Genomic DNA, 21,838 nt, shown 5'->3' on the forward strand with positions numbered 1-21,838 from the left:
CTGGCGTCCCGTGCTCGTCCTCGCCCTCGACACCGCGACCCCCACGCTGGTCGCCGGGGTCGCCCGCCGCTCGGGCGACGGGCGGGTCGAGGTCCTCGCCGAGCGGTCGGTGCCCTCGGGCAACCGGCACGCCGAGCTGCTGGTCCCCGCCGTGCGGGAGGCACTGGCCGAGGCCGGGCTGGCGCTGGGCGACCTGGACGCCGTGGTGACCGGACTGGGACCGGGGCCCTTCACCGGCCTGCGCGTCGGCGTGGTCACCGCAGCGGCGCTCGCCGACGCCCGGGGCATCCCCGCCGTCGGCGTCTGCTCGCTCGACGCGGTGGGCGAGGGCGCCCGCACGGTGGTCACCGACGCCCGCCGCAAGGAGGTCTACTGGGCCGCCTACGACGCGGCCGGGGCGCGGGTCGACGGGCCGGGCGTCGTCCGCCCCGAGGACGCGCACCTGACCGGCCCGCTGGTCGGCGACCCGCGGTTCGGGGAACGGCTGGGCGCGCCGGTCACCCCCGCCGAGGTGACGACGGCCGGCCTGCTGCGCGCGGCCGCGGAGCCGCTGGCCGACCCCTCGTCCGCCGGCCCGCTGGTGCCGCTCTACCTGCGCCGCCCCGACGCCGTCCCGCCGACGTCGTTCAAGCCGGTGACCACGTCGTGACGACGGTGCGGCTGCGGCCGATGCGGCTGGCCGACCTCGACGCGGTCCTGGTGCTGGAGGAGGAGCTCTTCGCGCCCGACACCTGGACCCGCGCGATGTACCGCGACGAGCTGTCGCGCCCCGACACCCGGCACTACCTGGTCGCCGAGGACGACGGGACGGTCGTCGGCTACGCCGGGCTGATCGCCTACGACGACGAGGCGCACGTGTCGACGATCGGCGTCGCCCGCGCCCGGCAGGGCGAGGGGATCGGCGCGGAGCTGCTCGACGCGCTGCTGGCCGAGGCCGACCGGCGCAGCCCGGTGGTGCTGCTCGAGGTCCGCGCCGACAACGACCTCGCCCAGGGGCTCTACCGGCGGCGGGGGTTCACCGAGATCGGCCGGCGCCCGCGCTACTACCAGCCGAGCGGGACGGACGCGGTCGTGATGAGGCGGGAGCTGCTGCGATGAGCGAGCCGCTGGTGCTGGGGTTCGAGACCTCCTGCGACGAGACCGGGGTCGGCGTCGTCCGCGGGCAGACGCTGCTGGCCGACGCGCTGGCCACCTCGATGGCCGAGCACGAGCGCTTCGGCGGCGTGGTGCCCGAGATCGCCTCGCGGGCGCACCTGGAGGCGATGGTCCCCACCGTGCACCGCGCCCTGGCCGAGGCCGGGGTGCGCGCCTCCGACGTCGACGCCGTCGCGGTCACCGCCGGGCCCGGGCTGACCGGCGCGCTGCTGGTCGGCCTGGCCGCGGCCAAGGCCTACGCGCTGGCGCTGGACAAGCCGCTGTACGGGGTCAACCACCTGGCCGCGCACGTCGCCGTCGACGAGCTGCAGCACGGCCGGCTGGCCGAGCCGTCGCTGGCGCTGCTGGTCTCCGGCGGGCACAGCTCGCTGCTGCTGGTGCCCGACCTCGCCCGCGAGGTGACCTCGCTGGGCCGCACGATCGACGACGCGGCCGGCGAGGCGTTCGACAAGGTCGCCCGCGTGCTCGGCATGCCCTTCCCGGGCGGCCCGCCGATCGACCGCGCCGCCCGCGACGGCGACGCCTCGGCCATCGACTTCCCCCGCGGGCTCACCGGCCCCCGCGACGCCCCCTACGACTTCTCGTTCTCCGGGCTCAAGACCGCCGTCGCCCGCTGGGTCGAGGCCCGCCGGAGGGCCGGCGAGCCGGTGCCGGTGGCCGACGTCGCGGCGTCGTTCCAGGAGGCGGTGGCCGACGTGCTCACCGCCAAGGCCGTTCGTGCCTGCCGCGACTCCGGCGTCGACCACCTGGTGCTCGGCGGGGGAGTGGCGGCCAACTCGCGGCTGCGCGCGCTGGCCGAGGAGCGCTGCGCCGCCGCCGGGATCGTGCTGCGGGTACCCAGCCCGCGGTTGTGCACCGACAACGGCGCGATGGTCGCCGCGCTCGGGTCACGGCTGGTCGCGGCCGGCGTCGCGCCGTCGGCCCCCGACCTGGGCGCGGACAGCTCGCTGCCCATCGACGTGGTCACCCGCTGACGTCGCACACCAGCGCCGCCGGAGCGCCGGCGACCCGGGTGACGACGACGACCGCCGTCCCCGCGCCGTCGCCGCGCAACTGCCGGGCGAGGAGCTCGGGCTCGATCGCCGAGCCGCGCTTCTTCACCGTCACCCGGCCGACGCCGCGCGACCGCAGCAGCGCCCGGAGCCGCTTGAGGTTGAACGGCAGCACCTCGTCGACCCGGTAGGAGGCCACCCAGGGGGAGTCCGCGGCGGCGTCGGAGGTCAGGTAGGCGATCGTCGGGTCGACCAGCGTGGCGCCGAGGTCGCCGGCCACCAGCGACACCAGCCCGGACCGGATGACGGCGGGGTCGGGCTCGTGCAGCCAGCCGCGCACCGGACCGGCGACGGCGGGGCCGGGGTCGGCGTCGGCGGTCAGCTCGGTGACACCGCCGTCGCGCACGACCGTCGCCCGCCGCCAGGTGGCCGAGACGCCGCGACCCCAGAGCAGCGCCTCGACGATCGACCCGCGCACCGACACCCACTCGGCCTCGACGCCGTCGGGCACCCGCTCGTGGTCCAGTCCGGGCGCCACCTTGACCACCGCGCGCGGCACCCGGTCGAGCAGCGTGGTGACCGTGGACCAGGGCGGGGACCAACGGTCGGGGTCGAGCTGCCGCCGTCCGCCGGCCCGCCGGGCGGGGTCCAGGACGGCGGCGCCGCAGCCGGCCACCTCGCCACCGCGGGCGGCGTCGACCAGCTCGACGACGTCGCCGGCGACCACCCACACGTCGTCGTCCACCCCGAGCGCGGCGACGTTGGCGGCGGTCAGCTCCCGCGCGACCGGGTCGCGGTCCACCGCCAGCACCCGGGCGCCCGCCCGGGCCAGCGCCACGGAGTCGGTGCCGGCCGCGCAGCCGAGGTCGGCGGCGGAGTCGGTGCCGTCGGCCAGCAGGCGCGCGGCGCGGCGGGCGGCCAGCTCGGGTCGGCCGGCCTGCTCGAGGGTGTCGGCGGTGAGCAACAGCAGGTCGGCGTCGGCGCCGAACACCGGCCGTGCGCGCGCCCGCAACCGGGCCAGCTCCCACGCCGGCCCGGCCAGTTCCGGGCCCACCTCCGCGCGCAGCCGGGCCACGCCGGCGAGCACGTCGGCGCCCTCGGCGAGCAGTGCCGCGGCACGGGCGGTGGCCGCCGCCCCGGCCGGCGTGCGCAGTCGCTGCAGCTGGGCGGGCACGTCGTCGTCGGGCACCCGGCCAGCGTCCTCCGCCGGCTGTTCCACCCCGCCGGTGACCCGGTTGAGTGGCTGGCACTCTCGTGGGTAGAGTGCCAATCGACACGGGTCGGCGCCTGACCCCCGCGACGGCAGGCCCAGACCCCGTGCCACAACGTGCAAGCCCACCAGCCGTCCGATCCCGAAGGGGGCGTCACCTCGTGACGACCGCTACCAAGGTCACCATCAAGCCGCTCGAGGACCGCGTCGTGGTCCAGGCCAACGAGGCCGAGACCACCACTGCCTCCGGTCTGGTCATCCCGGACACCGCCAAGGAGAAGCCGCAGGAGGGCACGGTCATCGCCGTGGGCCCCGGCCGCATCGACGACAACGGCAACCGCGTCCCGCTCGACGTCAACGTCGGCGACGTCGTCATCTACTCGAAGTACGGCGGCACCGAGGTCAAGTACGCCGGCGAGGAGTACCTCGTGCTCTCCGCCCGCGACCTGCTCGCCGTCGTGGAGAAGTAGTAGAAGGACCATCTCTCCCCCCACGCCTCGCAGGCTCGGCGCGGGACCCTGAGAGATGGCCGTTCCAGCACGTCACGTCCGCCCCGGCGACCCGTCCTGACCGGGTCCCGGGGCGGTCGTCGTCCCACCCCGTGCACCCTCTGATCGGAAGGGCCCCATGGCCAAGATCATCAAGTTCAACGAGGACGCCCGCCGCGCGCTCGAGCGCGGTGTGGACAAGCTCGCCGACGCGGTCAAGGTGACCCTCGGCCCGCGCGGTCGCAACGTCGTCCTCGACAAGAAGTTCGGCGCCCCGACCATCACGAACGACGGCGTCACCATCGCCCGCGAGGTCGAGCTCGAGGACCCCTACGAGGACCTCGGCGCCCAGCTTGCCAAGAGCGTCGCCACCAAGACCAACGACGTCGCCGGTGACGGCACCACCACCGCGACCGTGCTGGCCCAGGCCCTGGTCAAGGAGGGCATGCGCAACGTCGCCGCCGGCGCCAACCCGATGGCGCTCGGCCGCGGCATGCGCGCCGCCGTCGACGCGGTGCACACCGCCCTGGACGAGGCCGCCATCCCGGTCGACGACCAGCAGTCCATCGCCGGCGTCGCCACCATCTCGGCGCAGGACGCCGAGGTCGGCCAGCTGATCGGCGAGGCGATGGAGAAGGTCGGCAAGGACGGCGTCATCACCGTCGAGGAGAGCAACACCCTCTCCACCGACCTCGACGTCACCGAGGGCGTGCAGTTCGACAAGGGCTACCTCTCGCCCTACTTCGTGACCGATCCGGAGGCGATGGAGGCCGTCCTCGACGACGCCCTCGTCCTGCTGGTGCAGGGCAAGGTCGGCGCGCTGGCCGACCTGCTGCCGCTGCTGGAGAAGGTGCTCGGCTCCGGCGCCCGCCCGCTGCTGATCGTCGCCGAGGACGTCGAGGGCGAGGCGCTGTCCACCCTCGTCGTCAACTCGATCCGCAAGACGATCAAGGTCGTCGCGGTGAAGTCGCCCTACTTCGGCGACCGTCGCAAGGCCTTCATGACCGACCTGGCGATCGTCACCGGCGGCCAGGTGGTCAGCGAGGACGTCGGCCTCCGGCTCGACCAGGTGGGCCTCGAGGTGCTGGGCACCGCCCGCCGCGTCACGGTCGACAAGGACACGACCACGATCGTCGACGGCGGCGGCACCGGTGAGGCGATCAACGACCGGGTCGCGCAGATCCGCCGCGAGATCGAGTCCACCGACTCCGACTGGGACCGCGAGAAGCTGCAGGAGCGGCTGGCCAAGCTGGCCGGCGGCATCGGCGTCATCCGGGTCGGCGCGGCCACCGAGGTCGAGCTCAAGGAGCGCAAGCACCGCATCGAGGACGCCATCGCCGCCACCCGCGCGGCGGTCGAGGAGGGCGTCGTCCCCGGTGGCGGCTCCGCGCTGGTGCACGCCGCCGCCGCGGTCGACGCGCTCGACCTCACCGGTGACGAGCTGACCGGCGCCCGGCTGGTCCGCGCGGCGCTCGACGCCCCGCTGGTCCGCATCGCCGAGAACGCCGGCTTCGAGGGCCGGGTCGTGGCCAGCAAGGTCCGCGAGCTGGGCGTCGGCAACGGCTTCAACGCCGCGACCGGCGAGTACGGCGACCTGGCCGCGCAGGGCGTCATCGACCCGGTCAAGGTCACCAAGGCCGCGCTGGGCAACGCCGCGTCGATCGCCGCGATGGTGCTCACCACCGACTCCGCGATCGTCGAGGCACCGGCGGAGGAGGAGCACGCGGGGGCCGGTCACCACACCCACGGCCACTCGCACGGGCACGGCCACAGCCACTGACGCCGGCCGGGGCGGTGATCAGGTGACCTGATCACCGCGCGTCCTCCCTCACCGCAGACGGTGGGGGAGGACGCTGCACGGTGCGGGAGGACGCCGTCCCGGGCGCCTGCACACACGGCGAGAGGGCCGGTCCAGCAGCAGCTGGACCGGCCCTCTCGGTGTCCGTGGTGGGGTCCGCCGACCCCGGTGGGCTCAGACCCCGGCGGCGACGGCGGCGGGCTCCGCGGCGATCAGCCGGGCCCGCTCCTCCTCGCTCATGCCGCCCCACACGCCGTAGGGCTCGCGGACGCTGAGCGCGTGCTTGAGGCAGGCCTCGACGACCGGGCACTTGCCGCACACGGCCTTGGCCGCGGCCTGCCGACGGGCGCGGGCGGGGCCGCGCTCGCCGTCGGGGTGGAAGAACAGGGCCGTGCTCTCGCCACGGCAGGCACCGTGCAGCTGCCAGTCCCAGACCTCGGCAACGGGCGTGGGCAGGCGGCGGATGTCGGCCATCTGGGTCCTCCTCGGCTCGGTGCGAGCCGGAGGGGGCGGTCCGGCTGCATGGGGGCCGGTGCCCGAGGGTCAGTGGGGTCAAACACGACCGGATCCGTCATTTTGCCGGTCCTCGTCTCCCTCCGCAGGGTGAGCACGGCTGTTGCCGCCTCTGACGGTCGCTCATGGTGGCTGCAGGCCGCGCCGTTCCCCGGGTCGAGTGACCCGAACGCCCTGCACGGCCGGGGGAAGACGAGGAGTCAGCGTGATCGACGACAGGATGCGCGGTCCGGGCCACGGGGCCACGACCGTGTGGGTGTACGACGAGCGCCGCCGTGTCCGCGACGACGTCGCCGCCCGCCTCGTGGCGCTGCCCTTCGTGGGGCGGGTCGAGGTCGTCGGTGACGCGGCCGTGCTGGTGCAGCGGCTGGCCATCCGGCAGCCCGACGTGCTGCTGGTCGGCACACAGCGGGCGGTCGACACCGGCCTGACCGTGGCCACCCAGGTGCTGCGGGCCCACCCCGGCGTCCCGGTGCTGCTGCTGGGTGCACCGGACGACGCCGAGACGGTGCGCGCCGCGGTCGCCGTCGGTGCCCGCGGGTACCTGCGCTGGGACGCCAGCGCGTTGGAGATGGGCCTGGGCCTGTCCCGGGTGGGCCTGCGTGCCGACGGCCGCCCGCCGCAGCCGGCCGCCCCCGTGCCGCTGGCCTCGGTCGGGGCGCCGGCCCCCAACTGGGCCACGCCGCTCAACGGTGCCGGGCCGCGGGCGGTGAGCACGACGGTCCGCGAGACGACGCCGCCGGTCACGCTGTCGATGCGGGAGATGCAGGTGCTCACCGGCATGAGCCAGGGCAAGAGCAACGCCCAGATCGGCCGCGAGCTCTACCTGTCCGAGGACACCATCAAGACCCACGCCCGCCGGTTGTTCCGCAAGCTGGGCGCGAAGGACCGCGCCGAGGCGGTGGCCACCGGTTTCCGCCGCGGCATGATGAGCTGAGCAGGACGAGAACACGCCGAGGGGCCCCTCCGAGTCGGAGGGGCCCCTCACCTCGTCGTGCGGCCCCGTCCCCGGCCCCCTGCAGGGTCCCGCCGCGAGCGTGCGAGCGGTGGGGAGCAGGGGGGTCCTTCACTCCTCGCGGGCGTGCTTGCCGCCGCGCTGGGAGCCGGTGGGCTCGTCGCGCTCGGCCATCGCGGCCACCCCGTCGGCGTAGCCGCTGGCGTAGTCCCAGCTCACGTAGTCGGCCGGGTCGGGGTCGAACGGCGGCTCGTGCCGGCCGGTCTGGCCCTCCTCGAGCAGCTGGCGCAGGTTGGCCTGCATCAGCGCCCAGTCGACGTGGTGCTCCTCGTCGCAGTCGGGGCAGTCGACGACGATGCCCTTGATGCCGGTGGGCTCGAGCAGCGTGCGGAAGACCTCGAGCTCGGCCAGGTCGTCGAGGACGCCGGCCCGCTCCTCCATCGACAGCGGTGGCGGGTCCGCCGGCGAGGAGCCGAAGTCGGGCCCCGGGGAGTCGTCGAAGGGACTCACGGTGCCTCCTCCCACGCGCCGGCGGCGCTGTCGCTCCTGCAGGGACGCGCGGGCTCGCGCGTCCGAGGGCTCACGGTAGTCGCCCCCGCCGACGGATCTCACGCCCAGCACCCCACGGCGGCGTCCCGGCCGCACGCGGCCGCGGCCTACGATCGGGGGGTTCCCGTGCGCCCGGCCGGGGGCACGCCCGACGGAGAGGGTGGCGGCATCCCATGCAGCCCGACGACCGCGTCCCCGAGCTCCCGGCGAAGTTCGCCCCGCTCGGCCTGACCTACGACGACGTCCTGCTCATCCCCGGTGAGTCCGACGTCGTCCCGGCCGAGGTCGACACGAGCAGCCGGCTCACCCGCGGCATCCGGCTGGCCGTGCCGCTGCTCTCCAGCGCCATGGACACCGTCACCGAGGCCCGCATGGCGATCGCCATGGCCCGCATCGGCGGCGTCGGGATCCTGCACCGCAACCTCGCCGCCGAGGAGCAGGCCGGCCAGGTCGACCTGGTCAAGCGCTCCGAGGCCGGGATGGTCACCAACCCGGTCACCTGCTCGCCGGACAACACCCTGGCCGAGGTCGACGCACTGTCGGCCCGGTACCGCATCTCCGGCGCCCCGGTGGTCGACGACGAGGGCGTGCTGGTCGGCATCGTGACCAACCGCGACATGCGCTTCGAGACCGACCAGCACCGGCTCGTGCGCGACGTCATGACCCCGATGCCGCTGGTCACCGCGCCGGTCGGGGTCGACGCCGACACCGCGCTGCGCCTGCTGTCCCATCGCAAGATCGAGAAGCTGCCGATCATCGACGACGCCGGGCGGCTGCGCGGCCTGATCACGGTGAAGGACTTCGTCAAGCGCGACCAGTACCCGAACAGCACCAAGGACGCCGACGGCCGGCTGGTCGTCGGCGCCGCGCTCGGCGTGGGCGAGGACGCCTACAAGCGGGCCGGTCTGCTGGTCGACGCCGGGGTCGACGTGCTCGTCGTCGACACCGCGCACGGCCACCAGCGGGCGGTGCTCGACATGGTCGCGCGCGTGAAGGGCGACTTCGGCGGCGACGGCGGCGTGCAGGTGGTCGGCGGCAACGTCGCCACCCGGGCCGGTGCGCAGGCGCTCGTCGACGCCGGCGTGGACGCGGTGAAGGTCGGCGTCGGCCCGGGCTCGATCTGCACCACCCGCGTGGTCGCCGGCGTCGGCGTCCCGCAGGTCACCGCCGTCTACGAGGCGAGCCTGGCCGCCCGGCCGGCCGGTGTCCCGGTCATCGCCGACGGCGGCCTGCAGTACTCCGGCGACATCGCCAAGGCGATGGTGGCCGGCGCGGACACGGTGATGATCGGCGGGCTGTTCGCCGGGGTCGAGGAGGCCCCGGGCGAGCTGGTGTTCATGAACGGCAAGCAGTTCAAGACCTACCGCGGCATGGGCTCGCTGGGCGCGATGCAGAAGCGCGGCAACCAGTCCTACAGCCGCGACCGGTACTTCGCCGACGACGTGCTGTCCGACGACAAGCTCGTCCCCGAGGGCATCGAGGGCCAGGTGCCCTACCGCGGGGCACTGGCCACCGTGGCGCACCAGCTCGTCGGCGGGCTGCGCGCGTCGATGGGCTACGCGGGCGCGGCCACCGTCGCCGACCTGCAGGAGCACGGCCGGCTCACCCGGATCACGGCCGCGGGCCTGACGGAGAGCCACCCGCACGACATCCAGATGACCGTCGAGGCTCCCAACTACCGAGGACGCTGACGATGCCCGCGCGCGACACCGTCGAGATCGGTCTCAACCGCTTCGCCCGCCGTGGCTACGACCTCGACGAGGTCTCGATCGTCCCGTCCCGCCGCACCCGCGACGTCGACGACGTCTCCACGGCCTGGCAGATCGACGCCTTCCGGTTCGACATCCCGCTGGTGACCAGCCCGAGCGACGCCGTCGTCAGCCCCGCCACGGCGATCGCCGTCGGACAGGCCGGCGGGCTCGGCGTGCTCAACGCCGAGGGGCTGTGGACCCGCTACGACGACCCGCAGCCGGTCTACCGGCAGCTGCGCGACGCCGCCGCCGAGGCGCCCCCGCCGGTGTCCCTGCTGCAGCAGGTGTACGCCGAGCCGGTGAAGCCCGACCTGATCGGCGCGCGGATCAAGGAGATGCGCGACGCCGGGGTCACCACCGCGGTGCGCGTCTCCCCGCAGCACACGCTGCAGCTCGCGCCGGCCGTGCTCGCCGCCGGGGTCGACCTGCTGGTCATCCAGGGCACGATCGTCTCCGCCGAGCACGTGACCACCCAGGGCGGTGCGCTCAACCTCAAGGAGTTCATCGCCGACCTCGACGTCCCGGTGATCGTCGGCGGCGCGGCCAACTACCAGACCGCGCTGCACCTGATGCGCACCGGCGCGGCCGGCGTGATCGTCGGCGTCGGGGCCGACAGCTTCTCCACCGGCGACGCCGTCATGGGCATCCGCGTGCCGCTGGCCAGTGCCATCGCCGACGCCGCGGCCGCCCGCCGCGACTACCTCGACGAGACCGGCGGCCGGTACGTGCACGTCATCGCCAACGGCCGGATCGAGACCAGCGGGTCGATCGCCCGGGCCCTGGCCTGCGGAGCCGACGCCGTCCAGATCGGGGAGCCGCTGCGCGCCGCGCGCGAGGCCCCGGCCGGCGGCGTCTGGTGGGACTCGGTGGCCGCCCACCCGCGGCTGCCGCGCGGCGGGACGTCGGCGCCGGTGCCGGCCGCCGGGACGCTCGAGCAGGTGCTGCTCGGCCCCGCCGAGACCGCCGACGGCCGCACCAACCTCTTCGGTGCGCTGCGCCGCACGATGGCCAAGACCGGGTACCGCGACCTCAAGGAGTTCCAGCGCGTGGACCTGGTGATCGGCGGCAGCCCGACCGACACCGAGATCGGCTGATGGACTTCCCGACCGTCCTCGTCGTCGACTTCGGCGCCCAGTACGCCCAGCTCATCGCGCGGCGGATCCGGGAGGCCGGGGTCTACTCCGAGATCGTCCCCTCCGACGTCCCGGCGAAGGAGATCATCGCCCGCGAGCCGGCCGCGATCGTGCTCTCCGGTGGGCCCTCCAGCGTCTACGCCGAGGACGCCCCGCAGATCGACCCCGCGCTGTTCGAGGGCGGGGTGCCGGCCTTCGGCATCTGCTACGGCTTCCAGGCGATGGCCCAGAGCCTCGGCGGCACCGTCGCCCGCACCGGTGACCGGGAGTACGGCGGCACCCCGCTGACGGTCACCACGGCGGGCCGGCTGTTCGGGTCGCTGCCGGTCGAGCAGTCGGTGTGGATGAGCCACGGCGACGCCGTCAGCGCGCCGCCCCCCGGGTTCACCGTCACCGCCACCTCCACCGGCGCGCCGGTCGCGGCGTTCGAGGACGTCGACCGCCGGCTCGCCGGGGTGCAGTTCCACCCCGAGGTGCGGCACACCTCCCACGGGCAGACGGTGCTCGAGCACTTCCTGTTCGACATCGCCGGCCTCGAGCCCACCTGGACGATGGCCAACGTCGTCGACGAGCAGGTCGAGCGGATCCGCGCGCAGGTGGGCGAGGGCCGGGCGCTGTGCGCGCTGTCGGGCGGCGTCGACTCCGCCGTGGCCGCCGCGCTCGTGCAGCGGGCCATCGGCGACCGGCTGACCTGCGTCCACGTCGACCACGGGCTGATGCGCGAGGGCGAGACCGAGCAGATCGAGCGGGACTTCGTCGCCGTCACCGGGGTCGACCTGCGGGTCGTCGACGCCCGCGAGCGGTTCCTCTCCGCGCTGGCCGGCACCGCCGACCCCGAGGAGAAGCGCAAGACGATCGGCCGGGAGTTCATCCGGGTCTTCGAGCAGGCGGCGCTCGACGTCGTCGGTGACGCGAAGGAGCACGGGGAGTCGGTCGACTTCCTCGTCCAGGGGACGCTGTACCCCGACGTCGTCGAGTCCGGCGGCGGCACCGGGACGGCGAACATCAAGAGCCACCACAACGTCGGCGGCCTCCCCGAGGACCTCACGTTCACCCTCGTCGAGCCGCTGCGGACGCTGTTCAAGGACGAGGTGCGCGAGGTCGGCCTGCAGCTCGGGCTGCCCGAGTCGATGGTGTGGCGCCAGCCGTTCCCGGGGCCGGGGCTGGGCATCCGCATCGTCGGCGAGGTGACCCAGGAGCGGCTCGACGTGCTGCGCCGGGCCGACGCGATCGTCCGCGCCGAGCTGAGCGCCGCCGGCCTGGACCGCGAGATCTGGCAGTGCCCGGTGGTGCTGCTGGCCGACGTCCGCTCGGTCGGCGTCCAGGGCGACGGGCGCACCTACGGCCACCCGGTCGTGCTCCGGCCGGTGTCCAGCGAGGACGCCATGACCGCCGACTGGACCCGCCTGCCCTACGACCTGCTGGCGCGGGTCTCCACCCGCATCACCAACGAGGTGCCCGAGGTCAACCGCGTCGTCCTCGACGTGACCAGCAAGCCCCCGGGCACCATCGAGTGGGAATGAGGACCCCCTGCCCCCCAGCCCTCGCTGACGCTCGGGCCGGGCCCCTGCAGGAGGGCCGTTCCAGCACGTCACCCAGGGGACCTGACGGCGTGGGCGTCCGACGGAGGGGTGCCGAAGACGGCGGGATCGCGGACCGGCGCCGGCTCGGTGGTCACGTCGGCGGCCTCGATGCGGTCCCAGCGGAACCAGCGCGGGGCGTCGCGTTCCCGGCACCAGCCGACCAGGTACCAGTGGTCGCCGGTGCGGGCGAGCAGGTGCGGCTCGACCCGGCGGCGTGAGGGCGTGCCCGCGCGGTCGCGGTAGGAGATCGCGACGACGCGGCGCCGGGCCAGGGCGTCCTCGACCACGGGCGCCGGGTCCGGGCGTCCTCCCGGCCGGCCGCGCACCCACACCCGGTTCCCGAGACGCTCCACCTCCGCCCGGGCCGCGGGACCGAGGACGTCGAGCACCTTCTCCAGCGCCGCGCGGCCGTCGGCGGCGAAGGGCGCGTCCGTCGCGCCGGCCACCGCGACCGCCACCGCCACGGCCTGCGCGGGCGTGAGGTTGACCGGCGGGAGCGTGGCCGCGGCGTCGAGCACGTAGCCGCCGCCCGGACCGGCGCTCGCCCAGATCGGGACGCCGGCCTGCTGCAGCGCGCTGACGTCGCGCTTCACCGTCCGGGTGGACACCTCCAGCCACGCCGCCAGCCGGTGCGCCGTCCGTCCGCGGGAGCCGGCCCGGCGCAGCTCCTCGGTGAGCGCGTGCAGCCGGTCGGTGCGGTTCACGTGCCGGATCCTCGCAGCAGTCGGTGACAGGACGGTGTCACCGACCCTCCGTCACCGTGGGTGCATGACCACCGTCGCGCTCTTCCACTCCGTCCTCGGCGTCCGCGAGGGCGTCACCCGTGCCGCCGCCCGGCTGCGGGCCGCCGGCTGCGAGGTCCTCGTCGTCGACCAGTACGACGGGCGGGTCTTCGACGACTACGAGACGGCCGGCGCGTACGTCGAGGGGATCGGCTTCCCGGCGCTCATGGCCGAGGCCGCCGACGCCGTTCGCGACCTCCCCGACGGCTTCGTGGCCGCCGGCTTCTCCACCGGCGCCGGGATGGCCGAGTACGTGGCCACCCAGCGCCCGTGCAGCGGTGTCCTGCTGTTCTCCGGGGCCCTGCCGATGGCGGTGCTGGGGGCGTCCTGGCCGGCCGGGCTGCCGGCCCAGCTGCACCGGACGACCGGCGACCCGTTCCGGTCCGCCGAGTGGGACCGTGCGCTCGCTGACGACGTGGCCGCGGCCGGTGGGCAGCTCGAGGTGGTCGAGTACCCGGGGGAGGGCCACCTGTTCACCGATCCGAGCCTGCCGGACGAGTACGACCCGCAGGCGACCGAGCGGCTGTGGCGCGAGGCGCTGGCCTTCTGCGACCGGGTCGCCGGCTGACACGACGGAGGGCCCGGGGAGCGGTCGCTCCCCGGGCCCTCGATCGGTGCACCCCCGTGGTGGTCAGCGTCTGCGGCGGGCCTTCCGGAGCTCGCTCACCAGGAGCCCGACGCCGGCGCCGACCAGCAGCAGCCACAGCAGCCCGCCGTCGGCGAGGAAGCCCAGCGGCAGGGTCACCCCGGCGAGGACCACCAGCGCCAGGAGGACGTAGACGACGCCCGGGACGAGGGTGACCAGGTCGACCCGGCGCTGCGGCGGCGGCGCGTCCTGCGTCTCCAGCGCGGTCGGGTACTGCCACTGCTCGGCGAGCGCGCGCTCCTGCCAGCCGGTGGGGGTGGTGGGGAACTCGCTGTAGTCAGGCACGGGACACCTCCACGTCTCCGACACCGTGCTCGATGGTCAGGACGAGGTCGGCCTCGCCGTCCCCGTCGTCGGCGGGGAACAGGCCGCCGTCACTGCGGCCGAGCAGGTCGACCTCGCCGATGCCGCTCTCGACGTCGATCCGCACGTCGGCGTCCTCGGGCACGGTGACGTCGAGGTCGCCCGCACCGTGCTCGATGCGCACCTCCAGCGGCCGGTCCCGGTCGCCGAGGTCGATCTCGGAGAGGTCGACCTCGAGGTCGCCGGCGCCGAGGCGGTAGACGTCGTCCACCTCCGCGACGCTCGTCGGCCGGTAGGTGCGGTCGCCCATGCCGCCGCCGAAGTCGTCGTCGTCCCCGTCGGTCCACGGGACGGTGGAGGCGAACAGCAGCGCCACGGACAGAACGGCGCCGACGGCGATCAGCCCACGGCGCGGCGAGCGGCCGCGGGCGAAGCTGGACCCGACCAGCCCCAGGCCGACGACCAGCAGCGCGGTGGCGAGGACGCCGGTCGGGCCGAGGTCGAGGTCGGTGTAGCGGGTGACCAGGACCAGCAGCCCGACGGCGATCAGCAGCCCCGCGACGGTGATCCCGGCGACGGGGGAGCGGGGGCCGGGCGGCTGCGCCGGGGCACCGTCGACGGGACGTCGCGGGCCGGCCGGCATGAGCAGCCACAGCAGCAGGTAGACGAGGACGCCCGAGCCGCCGGCGACGGTCAGGGCGACGAAGCCGACCCGCCACAGCAGCGCGTCGATGCCGCTGTACTCGGCGAGTCCGCCGGCGACACCGCCGACGACCTTGTCGGTGCGGCTGCGCCGGAGCGAGGAACGGGCCACCGGTGGGGGTTCGGTGAGTGGAGCGGGAGGGGGTGCTGCGGTCATGGCGCACAGCGTGCCGACCGGGCCGCCGCCACGGTATCGGGGAAGGCCCCCATCCGACCCTGGTCCTCCTCCTCCGGGGGCTTCCCGGTACCGGACGGGGGGCGCGCGGTGCGACGATCGTCGCGTGACGAGGACGGCGCCGACCCCTGCGGGCGGACCCCCGGCGGCTGCCCGGCCGGCCGCGAGCGCGCCCGCGCCCAGCCGCGCCGTCGGCGTGCCCGGCGAGGTACCCGGCGGCGCACCCGGCGGTCCCGCCCCGGTGCCCGGCGCCGCGGCTCCGGTCCCGATGGAGAACGGGCGGCCGCCGCTGGTCAGGCCCCGGTCGGGCCGGCTGCTGGCCGGGGTCGCGGCGGGGACGGCGGCGCACCTGCGCGTCGACCCGCTCGTCGTGCGGGTGGTCCTCGTCGCACTGGCCACCACCGGCATCGGCGTCGTGGTCTACGCGCTGCTGTGGTTCTTCGTCCCGCTGGGCGACGCCGCACCGGCCCGCACGGAGTCGGAGCCGAGCCGGCGGCAGACCCTCGGCCTGGTGCTCTTCGGGCTCGGCGCCCTCGTGCTGGTCACCAACCTCTCCACCTGGGGCAACAGCGACCTCATCGCCCCGCTGCTGCTCGTCGCCGGCGGCCTGGCCGTCATCTGGCGCCAGCTCGACACCGACCGCACGCTCGCCCGCCCCGGCGTCCGCTGGGTGCTGGCCGGCGGGGCGGTGCTCGCCGCCGGCGGGGTGGTGCTGCTGCTGGCCACCACCGGGCAGCTGGCCAACGCACGCAACGGGTTCACCGCCACCCTGGTCATCCTCGCCGGGGTGGTGCTGGCCACCGCGCCGTTCTGGCGCCGCCTGCTCGACTCCCGGGCCGCCGAGCGGACCGCCCGCATCCGGTCGGAGGAGCGGGCCGCGGTCGCCGCCCACCTGCACGACTCGGTGCTGCAGACCCTCGCCCTCATCCAGCGGCACGCCGACGACCAGCAGGCCGTGGCCCGGCTGGCCCGCAGCCAGGAACGCGAGCTGCGCAGCTGGCTGTACGAGCCGGCGGCCGCCGCCGGCGGCACGTGGACGGCGCTGGTCTCGGAGATCGTGGCCGAGGTCGAGGCCGACCACGAGCTGACCGTCGACCCGGTGGTCGTCGGGGACGCGCCGGTCGACGACGCGCTGGCCGCCCTCGGCGCGGCCGCCCGGGAGGCGTTGGTCAACGCGGCCAAACACGCCGGCGTGACCTCCGCCGACCTCTACACCGAGGTGTCGGCGGCCCAGGTGTCGGTGTTCGTCCGCGACCGCGGCGCCGGCTTCGAGCCCGCCGCGGTACCGGCCGACCGGCGCGGCCTGCGCGACTCGGTGAGCGGGCGGCTGACCCGCTTCGGCGGGACGGCGAGCGTCCGGTCCGCGCCGGGGGAGGGCACCGAGGTGGAGCTCTGCCTGCCCCGCGAGGCCGCCGCGTGAGCGACCGCCCCCGCGTCTACCTCGTCGACGACCACGCGATGGTCCGCGCGGGCGTGCGCGCCGAGCTGGGCGACTCGGTCACCGTGGTCGGGGAGGCCGCCGACGTCGACTCCGCCGTCGCCGGCATCCGGGCCGCCGTCCCCGACGTGGTGCTGCTCGACGTGCACCTGCCCGGCGGCGACGGGCGGGCGGTGCTCGAGGCGCTGCGCGCCGAGCTGCCGGAGGTGCGCTGGCTGGCGCTGTCGGTGTCCGACGCCGCCGAGGACGTCATCGCGGTCATCCGCGCGGGCGCCCGCGGCTACGTCACCAAGACCATCTCCGGGCCCGACCTGGTCGCGGCGGTGCAGCGGGTGGCCGAGGGCGACGTCGTCTTCAGCCCCCGGCTGGCCGGCTTCGTGCTCGACGCGTTCGCCGCCTCGTCGCCGTCCGCCCCGGAGCCGGAGGACCCCGCCACCGACCCCGGCCTGGACCTGCTCAGCGCGCGCGAGCGCGAGGTCATGCAGCTGCTGGCCCGCGGCTACACCTACCGCGAGATCGGCGGACGGCTGTTCATCTCGGTGAAGACGGTGGAGTCGCACGCGTCGAACGTGCTGCGCAAGCTCCAGCTGTCCAACCGCAACGAGCTCACCCGCTGGGCGGCCACGAACCGCCTGCTCTGAGGCGGGCAGGCCGGACTGCTGTCCGTCCCCTCGGAGCCACGGAGCGTCAGATCGAGCCGGGCGTGTCCCGCGTCACACTGGCCGCACCGTCCCGCAAAGGCGCCGCTCAGCCCGCGTTCGCGGTGATCGCGCGGCTCCACCGCCGCCGACGCCGTCCGGCGCCGGCCCCTGTACCTCCCGCGCACCCGGGGCCATCCTCGGCCGATCGGGAACCGGGACGTGTCCGTCGGTCGCTGTCGCCTGGCGGACCTGACGAGGGGGAACGAGATGGTGAAACGGCACACCAGGTCCGCGAGGACCGGCACGAAGGCCGTCGCGGCGGGCGCGGGCGGGCTGCTCGTGGCCCTGGCGCTGCCTGCGACCACGGCGGTCGCGGCACCGGGCGGCGGGTGCGAGCACCGCAGCAACGACACCTACGACGAACTCCTCGAGTGCGTGACGCTCGAGGGCGTCCGGGAGCACCAGGCCGAGTTCCAGAAGATCGCCGACAACAGCACGGACCCGGTCTACCCGGGGACCAGGGCCGCCGGCACCGACGGCTACGCGGACAGCGTCGAGTACGTCCGCGGTCTGCTCGAGGAGGCCGGGTACGAGGTCACGCTCGACCCGGTCGAGATCACCTTCAACTTCCCCGCTGTGCTGCGCCAGCTCACCCCGACCGAGGCGGAGTACGAGACCGGCGTCTTCACCGGCAGCGGCTCGGGCGAGGTCGAGGGTCAGGTCATCCCCGTCGACATCAACCCGGAGACGGGCGAGGGCGCGGTCTCGACCAGCGGCTGCGAGCCCGAGGACTTCGCGGCCTTCGACTGGAGCGGTGACGCCGACATCGCGCTCGTGCAGCGCGGCACCTGCTTCTTCGGGACGAAGGCGTACCACGCCGAGCAGGCCGGCGCCGAGGCGGTCGTCGTCATGAACCAGGGCAACACCCCGCAGCGTGAAGAGCTGCTCGTCGCCGATGCCACGAGTGTGGACGCGCCGATCCCCGGGGCCCCCGGACCGGTCACCCACGGCATCCCCGTGGTCGGCGCGAGTTCCCAGGACGGCCTGTCGCTGGCCGAGGAGGGCTCGACCGCGTACGTGAACGTCCTGCCCGCCGAGACGCGCACCGACCACAACGTGATCGCCGAGCTGCCGGGCGAGGACCCCGACAACGTGGTCATGGCCGGTGCGCACCTCGACAGCGTGATCGAGGGACCGGGCATCAACGACAACGGCTCGGGTTCGGCAGCGATCCTCGAGACGGCGCTGATGATGGCCGACACCGAGCCGCAGAACACGCTGCGGTTCGCCTGGTGGGCCGCCGAGGAGCAGGGACTCGTGGGCTCGGCCGACTACGTCGCGGGGCTGTCGCAGGAGGAGCGCGACCGCATCGCGCTCTACACGAACTACGACATGGTCGGCTCGCCGAACTACGTCTTCATGGTCTACGACGCCGACCAGTCGACCTTCCCGGCTCCCGAGGGCGTCACGATCCCGGAGGGCTCGGAGGCCGTCGAGGACGTCTACGAGTCGTACTACACGGCGATCGGTGAGCCCTACGACGACACCGAGTTCTCCGGGCGGAGCGACTACGAGGCGTTCATCCTCGCCGACATCCCCTCGGGTGGCCTGTTCACGGGCGCCGAGGTGGTCAAGACCGAGGAGCAGGCGGCGATCTGGGGCGGCACGGCCGGGGAGCAGTTCGACCCGTGCTACCACCTGGCCTGCGACACCTACGAGAACAACGACGACCACGCGCTCGAGGTCAACAGCGACCTGATCGCGTTCGCGATGCTGACGTTCGCGTACTCCACGGAGACCGTGAACGCCGTGCCGGGCAAGCCGGTCCCCGGCCGGCCGTTCGAGCTGCCCGAGCCTGCCGGCCCCGAGGGCACCTTCGCGGAGGAGGGCGGCGGCGGACTGGGTCACGACCACGACGCCTGACACCCGGGTGGCGGCGGGGCCGGTCCTCCCGGGCCGGCCCCGCCACCCGTCCACGGCGGTCAGGCGGTGTGGACGACGTGGAAGGCCTCGGCCAGCCGGCCCGCGGGCAGGCCGAACCGGCGGGCGGTCTGCGCCATCCAGCCGGAGACGAAGCCCTCCACGTCGTCCATGTGGCCCACCTGCGTCACGTGGCTCTTCAGCGCGGCGAACTTCAGCTCGACCACGTCGGTGACGTCGACGGCGTGGTCGGCGCGCGGGCTCGCGCCCAGCCAGACCTCCGAGACCGTCCACGCCTCCAGGTCCTCGTCGGCGAGCAGCTCCGGGAAGGCGAAGGGGTTGCGGGCGTCGGGGTAGACCGCGCGCAGCGTCGACTCGCCGACGGTCATGTGGTCGGGGTGGCTGGCGCCGATCCGCTCGTACCAGCGCTCCGGTGAGCTGGTCAGCACCCGCTGCGGGCGCACCTGCCGGATCACCCGGGAGATGTCGCGGCGCAGGTCGAGGGTCAGCTCCAGCCGGCCGTCGGGGTACCCCAGGAACCGGACGTCGGTCACGCCGACGGCGGCCGCGGCCGCCCGCTGCTCGTCCCGCCGCAGCGGGCCCATCTGCTCGCGCGGCGTCTCGTCGAAGCCGCCCGCGTCGCCGTCGGTGACGATGCAGTAGGTGACCTCGGTGCCGGCCGACGTCCACGTGGCGACGGTGCCGGCGCTGCCGAAGTCGACGTCGTCGGGGTGGGCGAGCACGCAGAGGGCGCGCTCCGCGTGGTCGGCGGGTCCAGTGGGGAGGGGCGCGGTCACCCGGCGGAGCCTAGTGAAAGGACCCTCCTGCCCCCCGCCACTCGCAGGCTCGCAGCGGGCCCCTGCAGGAGGGCCGCCCTGCCCCCGCCACTCGCGGGCTCGCGGCGGGCCCCTGCAGGAGGGCCGCCCTGCCCCCCGCCACTCGCGGGCTCGCGGCGGGCCCCTGCAGGAGGGCCGCGCCGCACCTCACCTCCGCAGGCCGGCCAGCTTCTCCGGGTTCCGGACGACGAGCACCTGCTCCACGCGCCCGCCGGCGACGACCAGCGACATGGTCATGTACGGCTCCCCGCCGGTCCGCACGACGACGCCCGGGGTGCCGTTGAGGTCGGTGACCTCGATCGCCAGGTCCGGCATCGCCATCCCCTCGGCCGCGGTGGCCCGCAGGAACCGCAGCACCTTGTCCCGGCCGGTGATCGGCCGCAGCGCCGCCTTCGCCCGGCCTCCGCCGTCGGTCACCAGGACGACGTCGGGAGCCAGCAGCGCGACGAGCTCGGCGACGTCCCCGCCGGCGGCCGCGGCCAGGAACCGCTCGGTCACCTCCCGCTGCGTGCGCCGGTCGGCGTCGAACCGGGGCCGCCGCGCCTCGACGTGCTCGCGTGCCCGGTGGGCCTGCTGGCGGACGGCGGCCTGCGAGCGCCCGAGCGCGGCGGCCACCTCGGCGACCGGCAGGCCGAACACCTCGCGCAGCACGAAGACGGCGCGCTCGACGGGGGAGAGGGTCTCGAGCACCACCAGCAGGGCCAGGGACACCTGCTCGCCCAGCTCCGCGGCCTCCTCCGGTCCCCGGGCGGCGTCGTCGGTCAGCAGGGGCTCGGGCAGCCACGGGCCGACGTAGGTCTCGCGTCTCGAGCGCGCGGACCCGAGCCGGTCCAGGGCCAGCCGGGAGGTGACCTGCACCAGGTAGGCCCTCGGGTCGGCGACGTCGTCCCGGGTGGCCGACGACCAGCGCAGCCACGCGTCCTGGACGACGTCCTCGGCGTCGGCGACGCTGCCGAGCATCTGGTAGGCGACGGTGAACAGCAGCCGCCGGTGCCGGTCGAAGGCCGCGAGCCGCGCGTCCGGCGCCGGCGGCCGCGCGGCGCTCACGACGACCGGGCCCCCGTGACGCGGGCGCTCCCGGCGGGGACCTCGCAGCGGTCCCGGAAGCCCTGGCTGGTCAGGCCCAGTGCGCTGTTGAACCGCGACCGGGAGTTCTCCACGGCGACCATCATCGTCAGCTCGACCAGGGCGGCGTCGTCCAGATCGCGCCGCAGGCCGGCCACCATCTCGTCGGTCACGGCCGGCGGGGTGGCGCTCATCGCCTCCGCGTAGGCCAGCACCCGCCGCTCGAGGTCGGTGAAGACGTCGCTGTCCCGCCACCGCGGGACGTCGCGGAGCTTGACGGGGTCGGTGCCCTTCCGGGTGGCGACCCAGTAGCCGAAGTCCACGCACCAGGAGCAGCCGATGGTGACGGCGGAGGCCATCTGGGCCAGGTCCTTCAGCGTGGGGTCGAGCGCGTGCCACTTCTCCAGCGCCATCTCGTGCCGGGCGTTGGTCACCAGCACGCGGGGGTTGTGCCCCATCGCGGCGGCCGGGTCGGCGACGGTCCCGAACCGGCGGCGGGAGTACCACTCCGTCAGCCGGTAGACGACGGTGCGGGGCGGGTCGAGCGGGATGCGGGCGGTGCTGCTGCGGGTCATGTCCGGCTCCTCTCCAGGGGACGTCCATGGAGACGACGCAGCCGCCCGCGGTGTGACACGGCGGCCGGGACGGGGTGGCCGGGATCCGGCGCCCCCCGCGGCCGGACAGCCGGGGGCATGCTGGCCCGGCCTGTCCGTGCCGCACGGGACGCTCCTGCCCGGCACGCCGGGTGGGAGGAGGGGCCGTGGATCCCGCACTGTCGCGAGCGCTGGAACGCGTCGCCGACGGGCTCGCGGAGATGGGGGCCGGGAACCCCGGTCCGTACGCGGCCTGCTGGGCTGACTCCACCGACGTGACGCTGTTCGGTGCCCGGGGGCCGATCGAGAAGGGCCACCACGCCGTCACGAGGACCGTCGAGCGGGTGGGCAGTCGCTTCGGGAACGGCCGGCTCGTCCCGCGGTACGAGGTGGTCGAGCACAGCGGCGACCTCGCGTACACGGTCGGCACCGAGGAGGGCACGGTGCGCGTCGACGGTGGCGAACCCCGGCCGATGGCGATCCGGGTGACGCACGTCTACCGGCGGATCGAGGGCGACTGGTGGCTGGTCCACCGCCACGCCGACCTCCCGCCGCCCGACCAGCGCGACGGCTGACCGACCACGACGGTGGCCCTCCCGCGGGGTCCTCC

The 21,838-nt window shown here is 75.0% G+C and carries 23 protein-coding genes; 14 read left to right on the forward strand and 9 right to left on the reverse strand.

Features of this window, described 5'->3' with window-relative positions; all coding sequences use genetic code 11:
• Window positions 1-10 precede the first annotated feature (10 nt).
• Genes tsaB through tsaD form a run of 3 tightly spaced genes read left to right on the forward strand, consistent with a single transcriptional unit; the run spans window position 11 to window position 2,129 of the window.
• Entirely contained in the window at window positions 11-649 is a 639-nt protein-coding gene (gene tsaB, locus ABQ292_RS02475) for a tRNA (adenosine(37)-N6)-threonylcarbamoyltransferase complex dimerization subunit type 1 TsaB (protein WP_369202862.1), read from the forward strand.
• Window positions 646-1,098 carry a ribosomal protein S18-alanine N-acetyltransferase gene (gene rimI / locus ABQ292_RS02480; protein ID WP_369202864.1) on the forward strand — a complete coding sequence of 151 codons (453 nt, stop codon included), beginning with the start codon at window positions 646-648 and terminating at the stop codon, window positions 1,096-1,098. Before tsaB ends, rimI begins: the two co-directional genes overlap by 4 nt.
• The gene (tsaD, locus tag ABQ292_RS02485; RefSeq protein WP_369202866.1) at window positions 1,095-2,129 is read left to right on the forward strand and encodes a tRNA (adenosine(37)-N6)-threonylcarbamoyltransferase complex transferase subunit TsaD; all 1,035 of its coding nucleotides are present in this window, start codon (window positions 1,095-1,097) and stop codon (window positions 2,127-2,129) included. The genes rimI and tsaD overlap by 4 nt, the downstream gene beginning before the upstream one ends.
• Here the strand turns inward: tsaD and ABQ292_RS02490 are convergent.
• Window positions 2,119-3,336 carry a class I SAM-dependent methyltransferase gene (locus ABQ292_RS02490; protein ID WP_369202868.1) on the reverse strand — a complete coding sequence of 406 codons (1,218 nt, stop codon included), beginning with the start codon at window positions 3,334-3,336 and terminating at the stop codon, window positions 2,119-2,121. The genes tsaD and ABQ292_RS02490 overlap by 11 nt on opposite strands.
• A 182-nt stretch (window positions 3,337-3,518) precedes the next feature.
• On the opposite strand from ABQ292_RS02490, the gene groES reads away from it, so the two are divergent.
• The gene (groES, locus tag ABQ292_RS02495; RefSeq protein WP_089402145.1) at window positions 3,519-3,827 is read left to right on the forward strand and encodes a co-chaperone GroES; all 309 of its coding nucleotides are present in this window, start codon (window positions 3,519-3,521) and stop codon (window positions 3,825-3,827) included.
• Between the two features lie 157 nt (window positions 3,828-3,984).
• On the forward strand, window positions 3,985-5,625 hold the full coding sequence (groL, locus tag ABQ292_RS02500; protein WP_369202870.1) for a chaperonin GroEL: 1,641 nt from the start codon (window positions 3,985-3,987) through the stop codon (window positions 5,623-5,625).
• A gap of 192 nt (window positions 5,626-5,817) precedes the next feature.
• On the opposite strand, the gene ABQ292_RS02505 is transcribed toward groL, so the two are convergent.
• Window positions 5,818-6,117 carry a WhiB family transcriptional regulator gene (locus ABQ292_RS02505; protein WP_075013352.1) on the reverse strand — a complete coding sequence of 100 codons (300 nt, stop codon included), beginning with the start codon at window positions 6,115-6,117 and terminating at the stop codon, window positions 5,818-5,820.
• A gap of 244 nt (window positions 6,118-6,361) precedes the next feature.
• On the opposite strand from ABQ292_RS02505, the gene ABQ292_RS02510 reads away from it, so the two are divergent.
• Entirely contained in the window at window positions 6,362-7,093 is a 732-nt protein-coding gene (locus ABQ292_RS02510; protein WP_438940562.1) for a LuxR C-terminal-related transcriptional regulator, read from the forward strand.
• Window positions 7,094-7,222: 129 nt separating this feature from the next.
• Here the strand turns inward: ABQ292_RS02510 and ABQ292_RS02515 are convergent, their stop codons facing one another.
• Window positions 7,223-7,621, reverse strand: a complete 399-nt coding sequence (locus tag ABQ292_RS02515) for a DUF5319 family protein (RefSeq protein WP_204691675.1) — start codon at window positions 7,619-7,621, stop codon at window positions 7,223-7,225.
• 212 nt (window positions 7,622-7,833) lie between these two features.
• On the opposite strand from ABQ292_RS02515, the gene guaB reads away from it, so the two are divergent.
• The 3 genes from guaB to guaA are packed head-to-tail and all read left to right on the forward strand — an operon-like array spanning window position 7,834 to window position 12,067.
• Window positions 7,834-9,351 (forward strand): IMP dehydrogenase, encoded by a 1,518-nt coding sequence (gene guaB, locus ABQ292_RS02520; RefSeq protein WP_369202873.1) that lies wholly within the window; start codon window positions 7,834-7,836, stop codon window positions 9,349-9,351.
• 2 nt (window positions 9,352-9,353) lie between these two features.
• On the forward strand, window positions 9,354-10,505 hold the full coding sequence (locus ABQ292_RS02525; RefSeq protein ID WP_369202875.1) for a GuaB3 family IMP dehydrogenase-related protein: 1,152 nt from the start codon (window positions 9,354-9,356) through the stop codon (window positions 10,503-10,505).
• Window positions 10,505-12,067, forward strand: a complete 1,563-nt coding sequence (gene guaA, locus ABQ292_RS02530; protein ID WP_369202877.1) for a glutamine-hydrolyzing GMP synthase — start codon at window positions 10,505-10,507, stop codon at window positions 12,065-12,067. The genes ABQ292_RS02525 and guaA overlap by 1 nt, the downstream gene beginning before the upstream one ends.
• A 68-nt stretch (window positions 12,068-12,135) precedes the next feature.
• Here guaA and ABQ292_RS02535 read toward each other — a convergent pair whose 3' ends face one another.
• The gene (locus tag ABQ292_RS02535) at window positions 12,136-12,831 is read right to left on the reverse strand and encodes a helix-turn-helix transcriptional regulator (protein WP_369202879.1); all 696 of its coding nucleotides are present in this window, start codon (window positions 12,829-12,831) and stop codon (window positions 12,136-12,138) included.
• A gap of 64 nt (window positions 12,832-12,895) precedes the next feature.
• Here ABQ292_RS02535 and ABQ292_RS02540 point away from each other — a divergent pair, with 64 nt between their 5' ends.
• Window positions 12,896-13,477: a dienelactone hydrolase family protein gene (locus ABQ292_RS02540; RefSeq protein ID WP_369202881.1), complete on the forward strand. Its 582-nt coding sequence runs from the start codon at window positions 12,896-12,898 to the stop codon at window positions 13,475-13,477.
• Window positions 13,478-13,540: 63 nt separating this feature from the next.
• On the opposite strand, the gene ABQ292_RS02545 is transcribed toward ABQ292_RS02540, so the two are convergent.
• A complete protein-coding gene (locus ABQ292_RS02545) occupies window positions 13,541-13,840 on the reverse strand; it encodes a hypothetical protein (RefSeq protein WP_204691640.1) in 300 nt (99 codons plus the stop codon).
• Window positions 13,833-14,717, reverse strand: coding sequence for a PspC domain-containing protein (locus ABQ292_RS02550; protein ID WP_369202883.1), 885 nt, complete (start codon window positions 14,715-14,717; stop codon window positions 13,833-13,835). Before ABQ292_RS02550 ends, ABQ292_RS02545 begins: the two co-directional genes overlap by 8 nt.
• A gap of 124 nt (window positions 14,718-14,841) precedes the next feature.
• Between ABQ292_RS02550 and ABQ292_RS02555 the strand changes: the two genes are divergently transcribed.
• From ABQ292_RS02555 to ABQ292_RS02565, 3 genes are all read left to right on the forward strand, one after another.
• Window positions 14,842-16,155: an ATP-binding protein gene (locus ABQ292_RS02555; protein ID WP_369202885.1), complete on the forward strand. Its 1,314-nt coding sequence runs from the start codon at window positions 14,842-14,844 to the stop codon at window positions 16,153-16,155.
• The gene (locus ABQ292_RS02560; protein WP_369202887.1) at window positions 16,152-16,814 is read left to right on the forward strand and encodes a response regulator; all 663 of its coding nucleotides are present in this window, start codon (window positions 16,152-16,154) and stop codon (window positions 16,812-16,814) included. Before ABQ292_RS02555 ends, ABQ292_RS02560 begins: the two co-directional genes overlap by 4 nt.
• Window positions 16,815-17,081: 267 nt before the next feature.
• Window positions 17,082-18,737, forward strand: a complete 1,656-nt coding sequence (locus ABQ292_RS02565) for a M28 family peptidase (protein WP_369202889.1) — start codon at window positions 17,082-17,084, stop codon at window positions 18,735-18,737.
• Between the two features lie 59 nt (window positions 18,738-18,796).
• On the opposite strand, the gene ABQ292_RS02570 is transcribed toward ABQ292_RS02565, so the two are convergent.
• From ABQ292_RS02570 to ABQ292_RS02580, 3 genes are all read right to left on the reverse strand, one after another.
• A complete protein-coding gene (locus tag ABQ292_RS02570; RefSeq protein ID WP_369202891.1) occupies window positions 18,797-19,531 on the reverse strand; it encodes a PIG-L deacetylase family protein in 735 nt (244 codons plus the stop codon).
• A gap of 186 nt (window positions 19,532-19,717) precedes the next feature.
• Window positions 19,718-20,617, reverse strand: a complete 900-nt coding sequence (locus tag ABQ292_RS02575; RefSeq protein WP_369202893.1) for an RNA polymerase sigma-70 factor — start codon at window positions 20,615-20,617, stop codon at window positions 19,718-19,720.
• Entirely contained in the window at window positions 20,614-21,210 is a 597-nt protein-coding gene (locus tag ABQ292_RS02580) for a carboxymuconolactone decarboxylase family protein (RefSeq protein WP_369202895.1), read from the reverse strand. The genes ABQ292_RS02575 and ABQ292_RS02580 overlap by 4 nt, the downstream gene beginning before the upstream one ends.
• A gap of 185 nt (window positions 21,211-21,395) precedes the next feature.
• On the opposite strand from ABQ292_RS02580, the gene ABQ292_RS02585 reads away from it, so the two are divergent.
• Window positions 21,396-21,803 (forward strand): YybH family protein, encoded by a 408-nt coding sequence (locus tag ABQ292_RS02585; RefSeq protein WP_369202897.1) that lies wholly within the window; start codon window positions 21,396-21,398, stop codon window positions 21,801-21,803.
• Window positions 21,804-21,838: the final 35 nt, after the last annotated feature.

It is taken from the genome of Geodermatophilus maliterrae, from assembly GCF_041018925.1.
Classification (GTDB): domain Bacteria; phylum Actinomycetota; class Actinomycetes; order Mycobacteriales; family Geodermatophilaceae; genus Geodermatophilus; species Geodermatophilus maliterrae.

Excerpts from the sequence above, each read along its gene's own strand:
- tsaD (WP_369202866.1), top strand. The coding sequence starts at position 1,095 with ATGAGCGAGCCGCTGGTGCTGGGGTTCGAGACCTCCTGCGACGAGACC.
- groL (WP_369202870.1), top strand. The coding sequence starts at position 3,985 with ATGGCCAAGATCATCAAGTTCAACGAGGACGCCCGCCGCGCGCTCGAG.
- ABQ292_RS02505 (WP_075013352.1), bottom strand. The coding sequence starts at position 6,117 with ATGGCCGACATCCGCCGCCTGCCCACGCCCGTTGCCGAGGTCTGGGAC.
- guaB (WP_369202873.1), top strand. The coding sequence starts at position 7,834 with ATGCAGCCCGACGACCGCGTCCCCGAGCTCCCGGCGAAGTTCGCCCCG.
- ABQ292_RS02525 (WP_369202875.1), top strand. The coding sequence starts at position 9,354 with ATGCCCGCGCGCGACACCGTCGAGATCGGTCTCAACCGCTTCGCCCGC.
- guaA (WP_369202877.1), top strand. The coding sequence starts at position 10,505 with ATGGACTTCCCGACCGTCCTCGTCGTCGACTTCGGCGCCCAGTACGCC.
- ABQ292_RS02540 (WP_369202881.1), top strand. The coding sequence starts at position 12,896 with ATGACCACCGTCGCGCTCTTCCACTCCGTCCTCGGCGTCCGCGAGGGC.
- ABQ292_RS02550 (WP_369202883.1), bottom strand. The coding sequence starts at position 14,717 with ATGACCGCAGCACCCCCTCCCGCTCCACTCACCGAACCCCCACCGGTG.
- ABQ292_RS02565 (WP_369202889.1), top strand. The coding sequence starts at position 17,082 with ATGGTGAAACGGCACACCAGGTCCGCGAGGACCGGCACGAAGGCCGTC.
- ABQ292_RS02580 (WP_369202895.1), bottom strand. The coding sequence starts at position 21,210 with ATGACCCGCAGCAGCACCGCCCGCATCCCGCTCGACCCGCCCCGCACC.